The organism is Chryseolinea soli, assembly GCF_003589925.1.
Taxonomy (GTDB): domain Bacteria; phylum Bacteroidota; class Bacteroidia; order Cytophagales; family Cyclobacteriaceae; genus Chryseolinea; species Chryseolinea soli.
The window spans coordinates 4,851,922-4,868,375 of the sequence record NZ_CP032382.1; the positions used below are offsets into that span (position 1 = coordinate 4,851,922).

The following is a 16,454-nucleotide window of genomic DNA, read 5'->3' on the forward strand; positions in this document are numbered from 1 at the left end:
CGTAAGAAAGCAGACCAGGAACGTGTCATAATGCAGGCTGGGGACGGGTTAGACTTTTTTTCGAAGCGACGACTCGCGCACGATCAGGTCGTGGCGCAGCACGATGGTGTTGAGGCTGCCGCCTTCTTTATTATCGAGTTTCCGGATCAACGTAGCGGCAGCCAGCTCGCCCATTTCCTGGCCGGGATAATTCAGCGTGGTAAGGTTCGGCTCGATCACTTTCGAGAGCGGGTCGTTGTTAAAACCCGTCACGGCGATCTGTTCCGGGATCTTTATGCCGGCTTGCTTCAACGTGGCGATGCAACTCACCGCCGTGGTGTCGTTGGCGCAGAAAATGCCGTCGGGCAGTTGGGGGAGTGCGAGTATGCGTTGCGTGATCTCTACACCGGCTTGCTCGGTTAGGCTAGAAAAGAAAACCAGTTGCTCGTCGTAGGGCAGCACGGCGTCCATGAGCGCGTGTTTGAAACCACGGAGGCGCTCGCTATACACGTTGCGCTTGATGTCGGCCGTGATGTGGGCCATGCGGCGGCATCCTTGCTGGATCATGTGTTGCGTCACTTCATAGGCCGCCTTGTAGTTGTCGATGATGATGCTGGTGCACTGCGGATGTTCGAACACGCGGTCGAAGAAAATGAGCGGTATGCCTTTGTTGAGAAAAAGATCGAAGTGTGAAATGGTTTCCGTGTCGTAGGCCAGCGACACCAACAAGCCGTCCACGCGGCTGTTGTAGAGGGTCTTCACGTTGGTCATCTCTTTGTCCTTGGATTCGATGGACTGGCTGATGATGAGGTTGTAGCCGGCAGCGTTAGCCACTTTTTCCATACCCGAGATCACCGACGCCATGAAGTAGCTGTTGAGCCGGGGCACGATCACACCAATGGTATTGCTGCGGCTGCGACGCAAGTTGCTGGCGAAATGGTTTTGCTGATACCCCATTTCCTTGGCCTTGTCGAAGATGCGCTTGCGGGTGTCTTTGCGGATGGCGGGATGATCTTTCAGCCCGCGGCTCACCGTGGCCGGCGACAGGTTCAAGGCCTCTGCAATGTCATATATCGTGATCTCCTTTTGGCTCATAGGGGGGTCTTCTTTCTCAAAGAAAGTTATGGAATGCAAAATACAATGCAACCGCCTTTTATATGACGCCTGATTTACCGGCTATCGTGTCGCAATACGCCAGGACAAATTTCTCCCACCATACCCAGCATGAAGTCTCCCAACGGTGCGAAAAAGAGTCATAAATATATAATCGGTTGCATTACAATAATGAGCAATTTACGGATAATTACAGCCATATGCATAATGAATTTGCAATCGGTTGCGTAATTTTGAAGCTTTCGCTGACCTTAGTCATCTCATTGTCCTTTTCGCTGCCGAATTAGTTGATACCACCATCGTGAGAAAGCGGGGCGGTTAAATGTATTTTACAATGCTACAGCCCGCGCCCTAAGCCGGGCGAGCATCCATATCAACCCCACGAGCGCATACGCTCCCCACACGATGATTAGTATAAAATTCACCGGCATAGTGCTGGTCTCTGATGGCCCGACCAATCCCAGTAACGACAATCCTATGCCGCCGCCCAGAAAGTAAGCCGTAGTGCTAAGACTGGAAGCCACGCCGTGATTTTCTTCTGCCACCTGTTGCACGGTCATCACCATCAGGCTGGGGATGCAGATGGCCATGCCAATGCCCGAGATGCAAAGCATGGAAAGCAACAGGAAGGGAAACGCACCGTTCCACCGGAAAAAGATAAACAACGCCACTGCGCCCATCACCATGCTCATCATACCCAGGATGCCGATGTGGTGGAGGCTTAGTTTGTTTAACAACAATCCCAGTACATATTTCGACACTATCATCGACAAGATGGTAAACGGGAAAAGCAACATGCCCGCGTGCGCAGCATTGTAATGCAGCGTGTCTTGCAATACCAATGAAATGATAAAAAGATAACTGTTAAAGAACGCACCCAACAGGGCAAACACACCCACTGCCAGCGCGGTGCTGCGATTCAATAAGATATCGAATGGAAGCAGGGGATTTTGAGAAGTGAGAGAACGCCGCATAAATCCATACGCAGTGGCCGCCAGCAGCACCACCAACCCAGCCGACCAAATGGGATGGGCAATGAATGAGGGTAAGGTATGGATCAGGTACGAGAGCAACAGGATCGCCCCGGTCAGTAACGACGCCGAGAGAATGTCGGGCGTGCGTTGTGTTTCGTGTTTTGAGTCGGGCTCGATGAAGCGATAGCCCAGCCACAGCGTGGACGCGATCACGGGCACATTAATGAAGAACACCCACTGCCAGCCCGCCCACGTGGCGACCATACCCCCGACGGACATTCCAAAGCCGGAGCCAATCGCGGCAAACGCACTGAAGATGCCCATGGCCCGGCCACGTTCCGAGGGCTCCCGGAACGTGAACGAAATGATCGACAACGCCGAGGGCATAATGAACGCCGCACCGATGCCTTGGATCATCCGGCACGTGATGAGCGCTGTAAAAGTCGTCGCACATCCGGCGCCCAGTGAAGTGAGCAGGAAAATCGCGGCGCCCAAGAGAAACATGCGTTTCCGTCCATAGCTATCCGCCAATTTTCCACCCAAGATCAGAAATCCTCCATACGGAATAAGATAAAGGGTTTGTAGCCATTGCGCGTTTTGCACCGAAAGCCCGAGTGCTTGCTGGATGATGGGCGCTGCCAGGTTGACGATAGCAATATCCAAGGCCTCGAAAAAAACAGCCGTAGAAGCCAGGGTAAGGATGAGAGTTTTACGCAGGAACATGGTAATTTTGTGTGATTTTGTTCCAACAAGATTAATGGGCTTTAAAATGAAATAATAGTAAACGTGAAAAATTGGAACAAGTGACTTAATATTTGTTATTTTATAGAACAAATGCACTTTTTAAATATGCCAACAGACCTCTCCAAAGAACAAACAGAAACCGTGCGTCTGGATAAAAAAGATTACGAGATCCTGCGCCTTCTCCAGGCCGACGCCAAGCTCACCGTACGCGAGATCGCCACGCGTGTGCATTTAAGTCCCACGCCCGTGCACGAACGGATCAAGCGCATGGAGAACCAGGGCGTGATCCGCCAGTATGTTACGTTGCTGGACAGTCATCTGGTGAACAAGGGTATCAAGGTCATTTGTTATGTGTCTCTCCGGGAACACACGCGTAGGGCGGGAAAGATCTTTATCGACTCTATTTTGAAATTCAAGGAAGTGATCGAGTGTTACAACGTCTCGGGCGAGTTTGATTTTCAGCTCAAGATCGTAGCCGAAAGCATGGCCAGCTATCATACTTTCTATGTAAACTCCCTTAGCGAAATCAAAGGAATAGGTCAAACGAAAAGTGTGTTCGTCATGGACACTATCAAGGAGACGCACCAGATCCTTTGAATTGATTTCGTCCACGCGAAGCTTGACATAGCTGAATTGTTGGTGAAGAACACCAACAAAGGCGATGAGTTCTTTGAATTTGAATTTCGCCCATGCAAGTTTGATGCGTGTTGGTGAGGAACACTAACAAAGGCGACGGATTTCTTTGCGTTGACTTTGCTTGCCTGCCCGCCGAAGCATTTTAAATTTCCTCTACTTATCTTTGTCACCAAATCAATGAAGGATAAATACCTTCCCTATGAAAACAGTAGAACTCTCCCTTCGCCCCGAAGAGGCCTTTGACGAAAATACTTTCCCCGGCATCCTGTACCAGAAGCTGGGCTTAAAAAATGACGGCAGCGTATTCGTAATTCCAACAAAGCGCTCTATCGACGCCCGGTCACGACAGGTCGTCGTCCGGTTTCAGTGCGATATTGTTTCCCCTGCGGAGTTTAAGCCCCCGGTCTCCTACGTGAAAGATTTGCCCGACGTGCGCGGGAAAGACACCGTTGTCGTCGTCGGGAGTGGCCCGGCGGGATTGTTTGCTGCTTTGCGGCTCGTGGAGTTGGGTATGCGACCCGTGGTGTTGGAGCGTGGAAAAGATGTGCAGGCCCGGCGTCGGGATCTGGCGGCGATCAACAAAGAACAAACGGTCAATCCGGAATCCAACTATTGTTTTGGCGAAGGAGGTGCGGGGACATACTCGGATGGCAAGTTGTACACGCGTTCAAAGAAGCGGGGAGATGTTCGAAGGATACTGGAGATCTTGGTCGCACACGGTGCAAAGGAAGAGATTTTATACGATGCCCATCCCCACATCGGCACCAACAAATTGCCGGTGTTGGTGGCCGCTTTGCGCGACAGCATTCGCGAGGCGGGTGGTGAAGTGTTGTTCAACACGCGAATGACCGACCTGATCCTGGAGGGCGACACAATTCGCGGCGTGATCACACAAACCGGCGAGGCTATAAAGGGCGCTGCGGTCATTCTCGCGACGGGTCACTCCGCACGCGACATCTTTGAATTGCTTCATCGCAAGAATATTCTCATCGAAGCAAAGCCTTTTGCCTTAGGCGTGCGGGTGGAGCATCAGCAGGATCTGATCGATCGCGTTCAGTACCATTGTGTGGATGATCGCGGACCCTATCTGCCGGCGTCGTCCTATGCCTTGGTGCACCAGGCTAACGTGGGTGGTCGCGAACGCGGTGTGTTCTCCTTCTGCATGTGCCCCGGGGGCTTCATCGTTCCGGCGGCGACGGCGCCTGGAGAGGTGGTGGTGAATGGCATGAGTCCCTCGCGACGCGACTCGAAATTTGCAAACTCGGGCATTGTGGTGGCCGTGGAGGAAGGTGACTTTCGTGAATTCCAACAACATGGGCCGTTGGCCGGGTTGTATTTTCAAGCTTCGGTGGAACGGCAGGCGTGCATTGCAGGAGGAAACACACAGCAAGCCCCGGCCCAACGGCTCGTGGACTTTGTGGAGGGGAAAGTGTCGGCATCGTTACTGGAAACGTCGTATCAACCGGGTCTGACCGCGGCCGACATGAGCGAAGTCTTGCCCTCTTTTATTTTTAAAGCGCTTCAGGATGGGTTCCGGAACTTTGGCGGTAAAATGAAGGGTTATCTCACTAACGACGCCCAGGTGGTGGGAGTGGAGAGCCGGACCTCGTCGCCGGTGAAGATTCCCCGCGACAAAGAAACGTTGGAACATCCGCAGGTGCAGGGACTTTTTCCCTGCGGCGAAGGAGCAGGCTATGCCGGCGGCATTGTGTCGGCTGCCATGGATGGCGAACGATGTGCCGAGGCCGTTGTTAGAAAAGTGAAGCGAACGTAAAATCTTCCAGAAAGTCATGAGCAAGAAAACTGTGATCATCGGCGCCACCCCAAACCAAGGACGATATGCCTACCTCGCCGCGGGCATGCTAACCGAATATGACCACGAGATCGTGCCGATGGGCATAAAAACGGGAGAGGTGTTCAACAAACCGATCCTCGATCTCCGGGCGAAACCAAATGTGGAAGGCGTGGATACGGTGACACTTTACATTGGCCCCCGTCACCAGCCGGAGTGGTACGACTACATCCTGAGCCTGAAACCCAAGCGCATCATTTTCAATCCCGGCACGGAGAACGAAGAATTCGAGCAACGCGCCGAGGCGGAGGGTGTGGAAGCCCTGCAGGCCTGCACGCTGGTATTGCTCCGGTCGCATCAATTCTGATAAGACAAAAAAAAGAAACCCCGGGCCCAAACTTCCGGGGTTCTTTCTAACCTAAAACAAGAATAACTCAATTTTTTAAAGGCCCCGCAAAAATACCCTTCCGCCCATGCTCAGGTGGGCAGAAGGGATAGAGGGGGCCTTATTCAGCCAACTATGAAAATGAGATAGACAAACAATAGACAAGATTAAGCCGCTCATTTACCTTGCTAAGATCGCATGATTCACACCCGATGGGGTATAAAGGATGTTTCAATGAATGACAGGAATGTTTCACACCTACGGGAATCAGGGATAAAAACTATCCTTTTGTGATCTCGGACGGTAGTTTTCCAAAATGTTCACGGAAAGTTTTGGTGAAATAGGATGGATTCTCAAAGCCCACCTGGAAGGCGACCTCCGAAACATTTCCCACGCCTTGCCGCAGCAAATCGGCCGCGCGCTCGAGGCGATAGGTGCGCAGGAATTCGTTGGCAGACTGATTCGTAAGGGCGGTGATCTTGCGATAGAGTTGCACACGACTCAAGCCCATCTCGCGCGACAAGTCCTCCACCCCAAACCTGGAGTTTGGTAAATGTTGCTCCACGGTGGCCCGCAAACGTTCGAGAAATTTTTCATCGGCCGACGTGGCCTTCACCGTCTTGTAGAGCGACCGTCCATTCTGGGTATATTTTTGACGGAGCACACGGCGTTGCTCGATGAGGTTGTTGGCGCGGATCGTCAGCTCTTTGAGATCGAAGGGTTTGGTGAGGTATTCGTCGGCGCCCGTCTCCAGGCCTTGAAGGCGGGAGTCGCTGCCGGCTTTGGCGGTCAATAGGATGATGGGAATGTGATTGGTCAGTTCCGAAGTTTTCAGGCGCCGGCACACTTCAAGACCGTCCATGCCGGGCATCATCCAGTCGCTGATGATGAGGTCTGGAATTTCGCTCATTGCTGTTTTTACTCCGGTTTCGCCATCGGCAGCATCCAGGATGCGAAAGCGGTCTGTGAAAGCGGAGCGGATAAAGGCGCGCAATTCCAGGTTGTCTTCGATGATGAGCAACAGCGGGTGGAGTTGGTTTGGGTCGGAGCCATTGCCGGAAGCGGACGGAACTTCGTGATGTTCTCTTTGCACGGGCTCCGCCTCGCCCGGCGCAGCCGTGATCTCCGCCGGGGAATAGAACGACTTGGTCACGGGCAACAGGATGGTAAATGTCGAGCCTTTGCCGGGGGTGCTTTCCACCCTGATCTCGCCTTTGTGTGTTTTCACCAGCTCGCGCGTCAACGCCAGGCCCAGGCCGGTGCCCTCTACCGACGACGTTTCGTGCACGCGGTAAAAGCGCTCGAAGATCCGGGTGAGTTGGTCCGGTGCAATGCCCTTGCCCGTGTCGGTCACCGACAACGCGATATACCCTCCTTTTGAAGTGACCGTCACCACAATTTTTCCGCCCTGTGCCGTGTACTTGATCGCATTGGAGAGCAGGTTGTTCACCATCTTTTCCAGGAACGAGACATCGGCATAACCGTGGAGGGGTTCGGGGGGAATGTCAACGGTCAGGTCCAAGTGCTGTTGCTGCGCCATGGAGTGAAAAGCTTCCGCAAATATTTTCAAGTAATAGGCGATGTCCACTTCGCTCACCTGCAAAGGCAGGTTGCCGGCTTCGATGCGCGACAAGTCCAGCATCTGGTTTACGAGGTTGAGCAGCGACTTTCCGTTGTTGCGGATCGTGACCAGGTCTTGCGTGGGCGTACCGTTGGATTCGGCGAGCAGTCTTTCCGTAGGACCGAGGATAAGGGAGAGGGGCGTGCGAAATTCGTGGGAGATGTTGGCGAAGAATTTCGACTTGAAGTCGTCCAGCTCTTTTAACTTCTGAACCTCGATATGACCCAGCTGCAGTTCGGTCTTCCAACGTTCGCGCTGGATAACAAATTTGCGGGCGAGCCACAACAGGAAGGCGGCTACCAGCACATAGAACGTGTAGGCATACCACGTTTTCCACCACGGTGGATGAATGATGAGGGTGAGCGCTCTGCCGGTCTCGTCCCACAGGCCATCATTGTTGGCGGCTTTTACACGCAGTGTGTAGGTGCCGGGATCCAGGTTGGTGTAGGTGGCCGAACGGTTGGTGGCCCCCGTCGTGATCCATTGGTTGTCGAGGCCCTCCAGCATATAGGCATAGACATTTTTGGAAGGATTGGTGAAGTCGAGCGCAGCAAATTCGAACGTGAGATAGTTTTGGTCGTGCTGAAAGGACAGCACCGTGGTTTCCGTCAGACTTTTCGCCAGAGTGAGCGTGTCTTTTCTCACAGCGCCGACGTGCACCTCTTTGTTGTCGAGTTTTAGAGAGGTGATCACGACCGGTGGCTTGGCCGGGTTCAGGGTGATCCGTTGGGGGTCGAGCAAGGTGAGTCCGTTCACGCCACCAAAGGCCAGGTGTCCGGTGCGGGTTTGGGTGGAGGCGTTGAAGTTGTATTCGTCGCTCTGCAGGCCGTCGCTCGAGCGAAATTGAATGATGGCCTGGGCGCCAGGGTCAAAACGGAAAAGGCCTTGGTTGGTCGTGATCCACAAACGTCCCTGTGTATCCTCGCCAATGGCATTGATCAGTTGCGCCGCCAGGAGTTTCTCTTCCCGGAACACAAAAGATCCGTCCGTAGCCTCGTTCACGTAGAGGCCATGCTCCGTGCCGACGTACAGCTTACCGTTGCGGCTTTGAAAAAGCGTGATGACCTTACCTTGCAGAAATCTTTTGAAGCCTTTGCCCTCCACGAGGTTGAGGCCGTTGGCCGTGGCCAGCCACAGGTTTTGTCCGCGGTCTTTGAAAATGGTGTTGACGCGGTTGTGGCTGAGCGATGTCGGGTCCTTTTCATCGTTCAGATAATGAATGACCGACCCAGGCTGACCAAATTTTTCGCGGGTGATGATCTTGTTCGCACCGCCGCCGACCGTGACCACCCAGAGGTCGCCGTTCTTTTCCTCCACGGCGGCTTTTACGGTCCCATTCGATAAGGTATTGGCATCGCCCCGGGAGTCATAGTGCACAATGTCGTTTGTTTTTTGCAGACACCCGGCGGCCTGGAGAGGAATGCCTACGAGGCCGTCGTGGTCGGTGCCGATCCACAGTCGTGTGGCGCCCGGGTAGAAACTATTGATGAGGTCTACTGATTTGCTTAATGTGGGCGGGAAAGGATCATACTTTTTGAACGCCAGGTTGCCAGCGTCGTTCAAGACGGCAGTGTGCATGCCCGCGCCATAGGCCCCGACGAAAAGTGTTTCGGTCTCCCCACACGGAAGGCTGGTGATGGCGGTGATGAAATTGGATGGCGTGCCGATGTCGTCGTTGGAATAGTTGATAAAGTTGTCGTGGCCTTTGCGCAGTTTGCTCATGCCACCAACCCACGTGCCCACCCAGAGATTTTGAGAGCGATCCAACAACAGTGAGAAGACCAGGTCGTTGGCCAGCGACGAAGCGTCGACCCCGGCGTGATTGGAAAATGAATAGCTGCCCGTCCGGGGATTGAAATGAACAAGCCCCGCGCCATAACAAGCAACCCAAACCGACTCATCCGACTCAAACAACAGCGACGATACGCGCTGCAGGGGTTGTTCGCCGCGTGCCAGAGGAACGTGGCGGACTTGGTTTAGGTTGGCGTCCAGCTCCACCAGGCCTTTCTGCGTCCCCAACCAATAGTGATCTTTCTGAGGCACAATCCTCCACACGTCGTTTGCCGTGAGCAACGTGGAATCGTTTTGGGCGAACGACGGGCGACGAAATTTTTTATCCGGGGAAAAGAGAAACAGCCCGCCGCCGCGTGTTCCCACCAGCAGGCCGTCGCCGTGTGGAATAATGTGCAGGATATTGTTATAACCAAGGTTCTGTTTCGTGCCGTTGATATAGGGGGTGAGCACGTGGGTGGTCATGTCGAAGTGAAAGATCCCCTGGCCCGAGGTCCCGAGCCAAAGCCCTTTGCCATCGGGCGCCAACACCAGTGTGCGCACCGTTGCCGATCCGTCGCCGACCTGGTAGGCTTCGAAGGCATCGAGCGTGGGGTTGTAGCAGGAGATACCGCCTTCATGGCCGATCCACAAGCGTCCGTCGGGTGCTTCTACGATGGTCCACACAAAATTGCCGCCGATGCTATGGAGGGTGTCTTGGGGATCTTTGCGAAAGATCTTGAACGTGTAGCCGTCAAATCGGTTGAGGCCGTCTTCGGTGCCGATCCACAGAAATCCCTGGCGGTCCTGTAACAGGCTTACTACGGTACTTTGGGAGAGTCCCTGGGGAAGGGAATAGTTGTCGAAGCGCAGCTTTTGGGCAAGCGTGGAAAAGGGAAGACTGAGCAGCAACATCAGCGTCCATACGCCTACGCGTCGTCCCGGTGCAACGAGCATCAACCTGGCAATCCGATCCATCATGGCTCCCAAAAAAAGTTAGTGCGGGCAGATCACGTAAGTTAATGAACATTGGCCAATGCGCAAGGCGTTGTGTGTGAAGGTTTCAGGGAGGACACGGGAGGGTGTTTTGAATTTTACTCGCTACCTTACGACCATGGACATCAAACAATTCAAAGTGAAACCCGGTAGCGAAGTGAACCTTAAAAGCTACCCCACCGGCTATGATGGCAAGGAATTGAACAAGGAGCGCGCCGGCGTGCTGCTGGAAGAGAGCCGCAAGCAATTGGCGGAAGTGCAGGATAAATTATATGCCCAGAATCGCTACAGCGTGCTGATCATTTTGCAGGCCATGGACGCCGCAGGCAAAGACAGCGCCGTGAAGCACATCATGTCGGGCTTCAATCCGTTGGGCGTGCAGGTGCACAGTTTCAAGACCCCTACAAAAACGGAGCTGGACCATAACTATTTGTGGCGCCACAACCTGGCTTTGCCGCCCCGGGGAGAAATTGCCATTCACAACCGCTCACATTATGAGAACGTGCTGGTCACGCGGGTACACCCGGAATATATCCTGAACGAAAATATCCCAGGCATCGACAGCGTGGACAAAATCAAGAAGTCGTTTTGGGAAGACCGCCTGGAACAGATCAATGCTTTTGAAAAAAGCCTGGCCGAGAACGGCACGGTGATCCTCAAGTTCTTCCTGCACCTCTCCAAGAAAGAACAAAGGAAGCGGTTCCTCGAACGCATCGACGATCCCTCCAAAAACTGGAAGTTTGAAATGGGCGATATCCGCGAACGCGGGTACTGGGATGACTATCAGCGTTATTACGAGGAAGCGATCGGTGCCACATCCAAAAAACATGCACCCTGGTTCATCATTCCGGCCGATGACAAATGGTATACACGACTGGCCATTGCCACGATCATCCACGATCAGTTCGAAGACCTCAGCATTCACTATCCGACCTTGACCGACACTGAAAAAGCAGACCTCCAAAAGGCGCGTGCCCAACTGGTTAACGAAGCTTGAAAAGGCGTGACCGAACGATCAAAATATAAGTGGATTTTGTTCTGGTTGCAGGAGGCAAAATGCATTGTTATCTGAGGTAAAAACGTTATTTTTGAAGGTTCTAATAATACATCATGAGTGAAGTAAAAGACAAAGTACCCGCTGATTACTCAGCCAATAATATTCAGGTTTTAGAAGGTTTGGAGGCGGTGCGAAAAAGACCCGCCATGTACATTGGAGATGTGGGCGTGAAAGGGCTTCATCACCTGGTTTGGGAGGTGGTAGACAACTCGATCGATGAAGCGCTGGGCGGCTATTGCGACGATATTAAAGTGTTCGTTCTGGAGGACAATTCCATACAGGTTGACGACAACGGCCGGGGCATTCCCACCGATATGCACGAGAAGGAGAAGCGTTCGGCCCTGGAAGTGGTTATGACGGTTCTTCACGCCGGTGGTAAATTCGATAAGAATACGTACAAGGTTTCTGGCGGTTTGCATGGCGTGGGTGTTTCCTGCGTGAACGCATTGTCCGAAATGCTGCACGTGACGGTATATCGCGACGGCAAGATGTTTGAGCAGGAATACGAGCGAGGCGGCCCCAAATACCCTGTGCGGGTAGTAAGTGATTCGGATCGCCGCGGCACTACGGTGCGTTTCTTGCCCGATAAACAGATCTTCCCCATCACGGAATACAACTACGAAACCATTGCCACCCGCTTGCGCGAGCTTTCGTTCCTCAACCCGGGTATCCGTATCACGCTGACCGATTTGCGTGATAAAGACGAACAAGGCGTGGCGAAGAACGATGTGTTCTTTTCTGAAGGTGGTCTGCGCGAGTTTGTGGAATACATTGACTCGACCCGCGAAAAGCTTATTGCCCAGCCCATTTACATCGAGAGCGATAAGGGCGAGATCCCCATTCAGGTGGCTATGAGCTATAACACCAGCTACACCGAAAACCTGGTGTCATATGTGAACAACATCAACACGCACGAGGGAGGTACCCACGTGGCCGGCTTCCGCCGTGCGCTTACCCGCACGTTGAAGGCCTATGCCGACAAGTCGGGTCTGCTGGAAAAAGTAAAGCTCGATATCAGCGGTGACGACTTCCGCGAGGGACTGACGTCCGTTATCTCGGTAAAAGTGGCTGAACCTCAATTCGAAGGCCAAACCAAGACCAAGCTCGGCAACTCCGACGTGATGGGCGCGGTAGACGCGGCGGTGGGAGAGGTGCTCCAGTATTATCTGGAAGAACATCCCCGCGAAGCCAAACTGATCGTCAACAAAGTAATTCTCGCAGCTCAGGCACGTCATGCGGCGCGCAAAGCCCGTGAAATGGTGCAGCGTAAGAACGTGTTATCTGGCACGGGCCTTCCCGGCAAGCTGGCCGACTGTTCCAGCACAGACCCCAGCATCTGCGAATTGTACCTCGTGGAGGGTGATTCCGCCGGCGGCTCGGCTAAGCAAGGCCGTAACCGGAATTATCAGGCCATCCTGCCCCTGCGCGGTAAGATCTTGAACGTGGAGAAGGCGCAAGAGCACCGCATCTACGACAATGAGGAAATCAAGAACATGATCACCGCCCTCGGCGTTACCTTCGGGACCCCCGAAGACGAGAAGGGCCTGAACATGAACAAGCTGCGCTACCACAAGATCATCATCATGACCGATGCTGACGTGGATGGCAGCCACATCCGGACCCTGATTCTGACGTTCTTTTTCCGGTATATGAAGGACCTGATCGAGAACGGCTACGTGTATATCGCATTACCCCCCCTGTACCTCGTCAAGAAAGGCCGCGAAGAACGGTATTGCTGGACCGAGGAAGAACGCGAGGCGATTGTGAAAGAGCTGGCCGCCGGCGGCAAAGAAGATTCCGTAGGCGTGCAACGCTACAAAGGTTTGGGTGAAATGAACCCCGAACAGTTGTGGAGCACCACGATGGACCCTTCCAAGCGGTCGCTCAAGCAAGTGAGCATTGAATCTGCCGCCGAAGCCGACCACTTATTCTCCATGCTCATGGGCGATGAAGTGGCACCGCGCAGAGAATTCATTGAGAAAAATGCGAAGTACGCCCGCGTTGATATTTAAGCAACACTTTTTTAGCGGAATTTGATTTTATGGAGGATTCGATCGTAACGACCGAAAGGATCGTACAGCAAATAGAGGAGAGTAACTACATCAGCCGCGACCTGAGCTGGCTGAAGTTCAACTATCGTGTGCTCGACCAGGCCAGGCACACCGACCGCAGCATTTTCGACCGGTTGAAGTTCCTGTCCATCACGGCCTCCAACCTCGATGAGTTTTGCACGATCCGCCTCGGAAGCCTTTACAACTACATTGATTATGGCAAAGAGCGTTTCGACTACAACGGCCTGCGGGAAGAGCCTTTCCGCAGACTGTTGTTGTTGGAAACACAGCGCTTTTATAAAGACCAGAATGAATACTACGTCGAACACCTGAAGCCATACTTTGCACAAAATGGTTTTGTGATCGCGCCCTACCGCGAATTGTCGGTGGAAGACACACAACGGGTGAACGACTATTTCAGCAAGACCATCTTTCCCATGCTCACGCCGATGGTCTTCGACAGCTACCACACCTTCCCGCTGCTGATGAACAACAGGCTGCTGTTTGGCGTGGTCACCAAAAGCCCCAACGAAAACCAGACCCAGCAACGGGTCTCGTTCATGCAGGTGCCCCAGAACCTCCCGCGCTTTTATGAGCTGGAAGGGGATGGGCTCATCAAGTTTGTACCCATCGAAGAGATCATCCGGAATAATGTTCACCACCTCTTCCGCAACGTAGAGATCGTGAGCACCAACCTGTTTCGTATCAATCGCAACGGCGACTTCACCTTGGAGGAAAGCGAAGACATCGAGTCCAATTTTCTCGAGGACCTGAAGCGCAAATTAAAAACCCGCCGCTCCGGCCGTGTCGTAAGACTGGAAGTGGAGGCGGGTGCCGACCCCTGGATGATCCGCATGCTGAAGATCCAGTGGGACCTCGACGAGCATAATATTTTCTATGCGCCACACGAAAGCATGGTCGAGTTCTCGGGATTGCTCCAGATCATCGGGCATAAAGAATTTAAAGCCAAGCGCGTCCATCCGCCGGACCCCATCAAGCCCCTGAACTTTCCCGAGCACGGCTCGCGCGATTTGTTCGAGGTATTGAAAGAGCGCGACATCCTGCTGCACCACCCCTACAACTCCATGGAGCCGGTGCTGGACCTGTTGGAGAAAGCCGCCGACGACCCGTATGTGCTCTCCATCAAAATTACGATTTACCGGGTGGCCCGCGATTCGCGGATCACATCGGCCCTGTTGCGCGCTGCTGAAAATGGCAAACACGTGGCCGTATTATTCGAAGTGAAAGCCCGCTTCGACGAGGAGAATAACCTGCGCGAAGCCCAACGCCTGCAAAAGGCCGGTTGCTTTGTGATCTATGGCGTGGGCAACCTGAAGACCCACACCAAGTTGTTGCTCATCGTCCGCAAAGAAGGTGAAGACAAGGTCTATCGCTATGTCCATCTCTCCAGCGGCAACTACAATGAAGCGACGTCGCGCTTTTATGTAGACATCGGCCTGCTCACCACCAAGGAGGTATACGCCAACGATGTGTCCGAATTCTTCAACGTTATCACCGGCCACTCACAGCCGTCGACCTACCGGAACCTTATCACCTCACCCCGCGATATGCGCATTCAATTGTGCAACCTGGTGAAGCGCGAGGCCGAGAATGCACGTAATGGCATTCAGTCGGGTATTGTCATCAAGCTGAACTCCTTCCAGGACAAAGAGCTTATCGATGAATTATACGAAGCGTCCAAGGCAGGCGTGCCGATTAAACTGATCGTACGCGGCATGTGCTGTCTTCGTCCTGGCCGCAAAGGGCTCAGCGAAAATATCCAGGTAGTCTCTATCGTAGGGGAATATCTCGAACATTCCCGCATCTATTATTTTCACAACGACAACAATCCCAAAGTCTACATCGGCAGTGCCGACGCCATGGTGCGCAGCTTTGACCGCCGGATCGAATCGCTGTTTTTACTGGATGAAGAAATCCTCAAAAAACAAGCCGTCAACAACCTGCGCTTCAACCTCAAGGACAACATCAACGCCTACGTCATGCAGGAAGACGGAACCTACGTGAAAAAAGAACTGGACGGCCAGCCGCCCTTTAATATTCACAAAGAATTCTATCACATCACGAAGGAAATTGTGATGGGAGCGAAGTTGTTTTAAAAATTCATGTTTTCTTTATCGACGCTGATCTGTTGATGGGATACCAACAAAGTGATGGTGTGCGCTTTGATTAAATATAACAATTGTCTGAGCAAGGCGCCGATGCCCTCATTAGACAAAGTGCCACGCTGATTTTCCTTGTGTAAATAAATTATTCGATGCTGATGGGTGTGATGGACGATCGGTCCCGCCGCCGACTGATTAGTCGATTCCTTAACACCACCCACTACTGACTACTGGCTCCTGGATTCTGACTCCTGACTACCTATCGATATTCATAATACTGCGGACACTCCGGATTCTTATGCACCCCCCGGATCCGCGTCCGATACGTGATCATAAATTCGTGTGTACCGTTGGAGAAATTGTTCAGGTCCGAGCGGGTCCAGTCATAAGAATAGCCGAAGTGAAATTTCTCGCTCAGCTTCAGGTCGATGAAGGTGATCAACGCGTCACCCAGGCGGTAAGAGACGCCGGCGCTGAAAACGTCATAGAAAATAAAGGCGTTGTTGATATCCAAACTGAGCGGCTGGTTTTCCTGCGCGCGTACGAGGATGGAGGGATTGATCTTTACTTTGTTGAAGCGATCGAGCGGCAATACAACGCCGCTTCGGATGTAGTAATAGCGCGCTTCTTTGATCTGTCCCAGGATTCCCTCTACGGAGTTGGCGATCTTGTTATTGAGGATGAACGGCACGGAAAAGCCGACAAAGAAATTCTTCTTGCTGTAGTAAAGCCCTGCGCCGAAGTTGGGTTTCACTACGTTCAAGATGTTGTAGAACGAGGCGTCGCCTGTGGTTTGCAGGTCGAGCTTGCTGTAGTCGGCGCCTAACAGGTTAATGCCGGCCTGCAATCCCATCGACAATGTGGCGTCGTGAAAATGGATCTTGTAGGCGTAGCTGGCGTAGATGTGCTCGTTCTTGTAGCTACCGATCTCGTCGTGATTCACCAACAGACCGACCCCCACCTTATTTTTCATCAGGGCCGTGTGGCCGCTGATGCTATAGGTTTTCGGGGCGCCGGGAAAGTTGACCCATTGGTTGCGGTACATCGCCGTAAGATTCAACTGCACCTGGGCACCGGCATAGGCCGGGTTGATCACCAGTTCGTTGAAATAATACTGCGTGAACACCGGGTATTGTTGCCCATAGGACCACGTTACCATGGCCAACGCAATGATAAAAGTTAAAAAAGTTCTCTTGAGAGAGGTGCTCATGAG

At 53.0% G+C, this 16,454-nt stretch carries 10 protein-coding genes; 6 read left to right on the top strand and 4 right to left on the bottom strand.

From position 1 onward, the window contains the following. Nucleotides 1-48: 48 nt before the first annotated feature. The gene (locus tag D4L85_RS20605) at nt 49-1,074 is read right to left on the bottom strand and encodes a LacI family DNA-binding transcriptional regulator (RefSeq protein WP_119756079.1); all 1,026 of its coding nucleotides are present in this window, start codon (nt 1,072-1,074) and stop codon (nt 49-51) included. A gap of 347 nt (nt 1,075-1,421) precedes the next feature. Continuing rightward, a complete protein-coding gene (locus tag D4L85_RS20610) occupies nt 1,422-2,789 on the bottom strand; it encodes an MFS transporter (RefSeq protein WP_119756080.1) in 1,368 nt (455 codons plus the stop codon). A 126-nt stretch (nt 2,790-2,915) separates the two neighbouring features. Here D4L85_RS20610 and D4L85_RS20615 point away from each other — a divergent pair, with 126 nt between their 5' ends. From D4L85_RS20615 to D4L85_RS20625, 3 genes are all read left to right on the top strand, one after another. Beyond that, the gene (locus tag D4L85_RS20615) at nt 2,916-3,407 is read left to right on the top strand and encodes an Lrp/AsnC family transcriptional regulator (RefSeq protein ID WP_119756081.1); all 492 of its coding nucleotides are present in this window, start codon (nt 2,916-2,918) and stop codon (nt 3,405-3,407) included. A gap of 238 nt (nt 3,408-3,645) precedes the next feature. Continuing rightward, nucleotides 3,646-5,220 (top strand): NAD(P)/FAD-dependent oxidoreductase, encoded by a 1,575-nt coding sequence (locus D4L85_RS20620; RefSeq protein ID WP_119756082.1) that lies wholly within the window; start codon nt 3,646-3,648, stop codon nt 5,218-5,220. Nucleotides 5,221-5,236: 16 nt separating this feature from the next. Beyond that, nucleotides 5,237-5,605, top strand: a complete 369-nt coding sequence (locus D4L85_RS20625) for a CoA-binding protein (RefSeq protein ID WP_119756083.1) — start codon at nt 5,237-5,239, stop codon at nt 5,603-5,605. A 298-nt stretch (nt 5,606-5,903) separates the two neighbouring features. Here D4L85_RS20625 and D4L85_RS20630 read toward each other — a convergent pair whose 3' ends face one another. Beyond that, complete coding sequence (locus D4L85_RS20630; RefSeq protein ID WP_119756084.1) at nt 5,904-9,995, bottom strand: two-component regulator propeller domain-containing protein; 4,092 nt, start codon at nt 9,993-9,995, stop codon at nt 5,904-5,906. Nucleotides 9,996-10,128: 133 nt separating this feature from the next. Between D4L85_RS20630 and D4L85_RS20635 the strand changes: the two genes are divergently transcribed. The 3 genes from D4L85_RS20635 to ppk1 all read left to right on the top strand — a co-directional run bounded on the left by D4L85_RS20635 (nt 10,129) and on the right by ppk1 (nt 15,235). After that, the gene (locus D4L85_RS20635; protein ID WP_119756085.1) at nt 10,129-11,007 is read left to right on the top strand and encodes a polyphosphate kinase 2 family protein; all 879 of its coding nucleotides are present in this window, start codon (nt 10,129-10,131) and stop codon (nt 11,005-11,007) included. Between the two features lie 113 nt (nt 11,008-11,120). Further along, the gene (gene gyrB, locus D4L85_RS20640) at nt 11,121-13,079 is read left to right on the top strand and encodes a DNA topoisomerase (ATP-hydrolyzing) subunit B (protein WP_119756086.1); all 1,959 of its coding nucleotides are present in this window, start codon (nt 11,121-11,123) and stop codon (nt 13,077-13,079) included. A 29-nt stretch (nt 13,080-13,108) separates the two neighbouring features. Beyond that, a complete protein-coding gene (gene ppk1, locus D4L85_RS20645; protein ID WP_119756087.1) occupies nt 13,109-15,235 on the top strand; it encodes a polyphosphate kinase 1 in 2,127 nt (708 codons plus the stop codon). A gap of 265 nt (nt 15,236-15,500) precedes the next feature. Here the strand turns inward: ppk1 and D4L85_RS20650 are convergent, their stop codons facing one another. Further along, the gene (locus tag D4L85_RS20650; RefSeq protein WP_119756088.1) at nt 15,501-16,451 is read right to left on the bottom strand and encodes a PorP/SprF family type IX secretion system membrane protein; all 951 of its coding nucleotides are present in this window, start codon (nt 16,449-16,451) and stop codon (nt 15,501-15,503) included. Nucleotides 16,452-16,454 lie beyond the last annotated feature (3 nt).

Coding starts and splice junctions, on each gene's coding strand:
- D4L85_RS20620 (WP_119756082.1), top strand. CDS start 3,646: ATGAAAACAGTAGAACTCTCCCTTCGCCCCGAAGAGGCCTTTGACGAA.
- D4L85_RS20625 (WP_119756083.1), top strand. CDS start 5,237: ATGAGCAAGAAAACTGTGATCATCGGCGCCACCCCAAACCAAGGACGA.
- D4L85_RS20630 (WP_119756084.1), bottom strand. CDS start 9,995: ATGATGGATCGGATTGCCAGGTTGATGCTCGTTGCACCGGGACGACGC.
- ppk1 (WP_119756087.1), top strand. CDS start 13,109: ATGGAGGATTCGATCGTAACGACCGAAAGGATCGTACAGCAAATAGAG.
- D4L85_RS20615 (WP_119756081.1), top strand. CDS start 2,916: ATGCCAACAGACCTCTCCAAAGAACAAACAGAAACCGTGCGTCTGGAT.
- D4L85_RS20635 (WP_119756085.1), top strand. CDS start 10,129: ATGGACATCAAACAATTCAAAGTGAAACCCGGTAGCGAAGTGAACCTT.
- gyrB (WP_119756086.1), top strand. CDS start 11,121: ATGAGTGAAGTAAAAGACAAAGTACCCGCTGATTACTCAGCCAATAAT.
- D4L85_RS20605 (WP_119756079.1), bottom strand. CDS start 1,074: ATGAGCCAAAAGGAGATCACGATATATGACATTGCAGAGGCCTTGAAC.
- D4L85_RS20650 (WP_119756088.1), bottom strand. CDS start 16,451: ATGAGCACCTCTCTCAAGAGAACTTTTTTAACTTTTATCATTGCGTTG.
- D4L85_RS20610 (WP_119756080.1), bottom strand. CDS start 2,789: ATGTTCCTGCGTAAAACTCTCATCCTTACCCTGGCTTCTACGGCTGTT.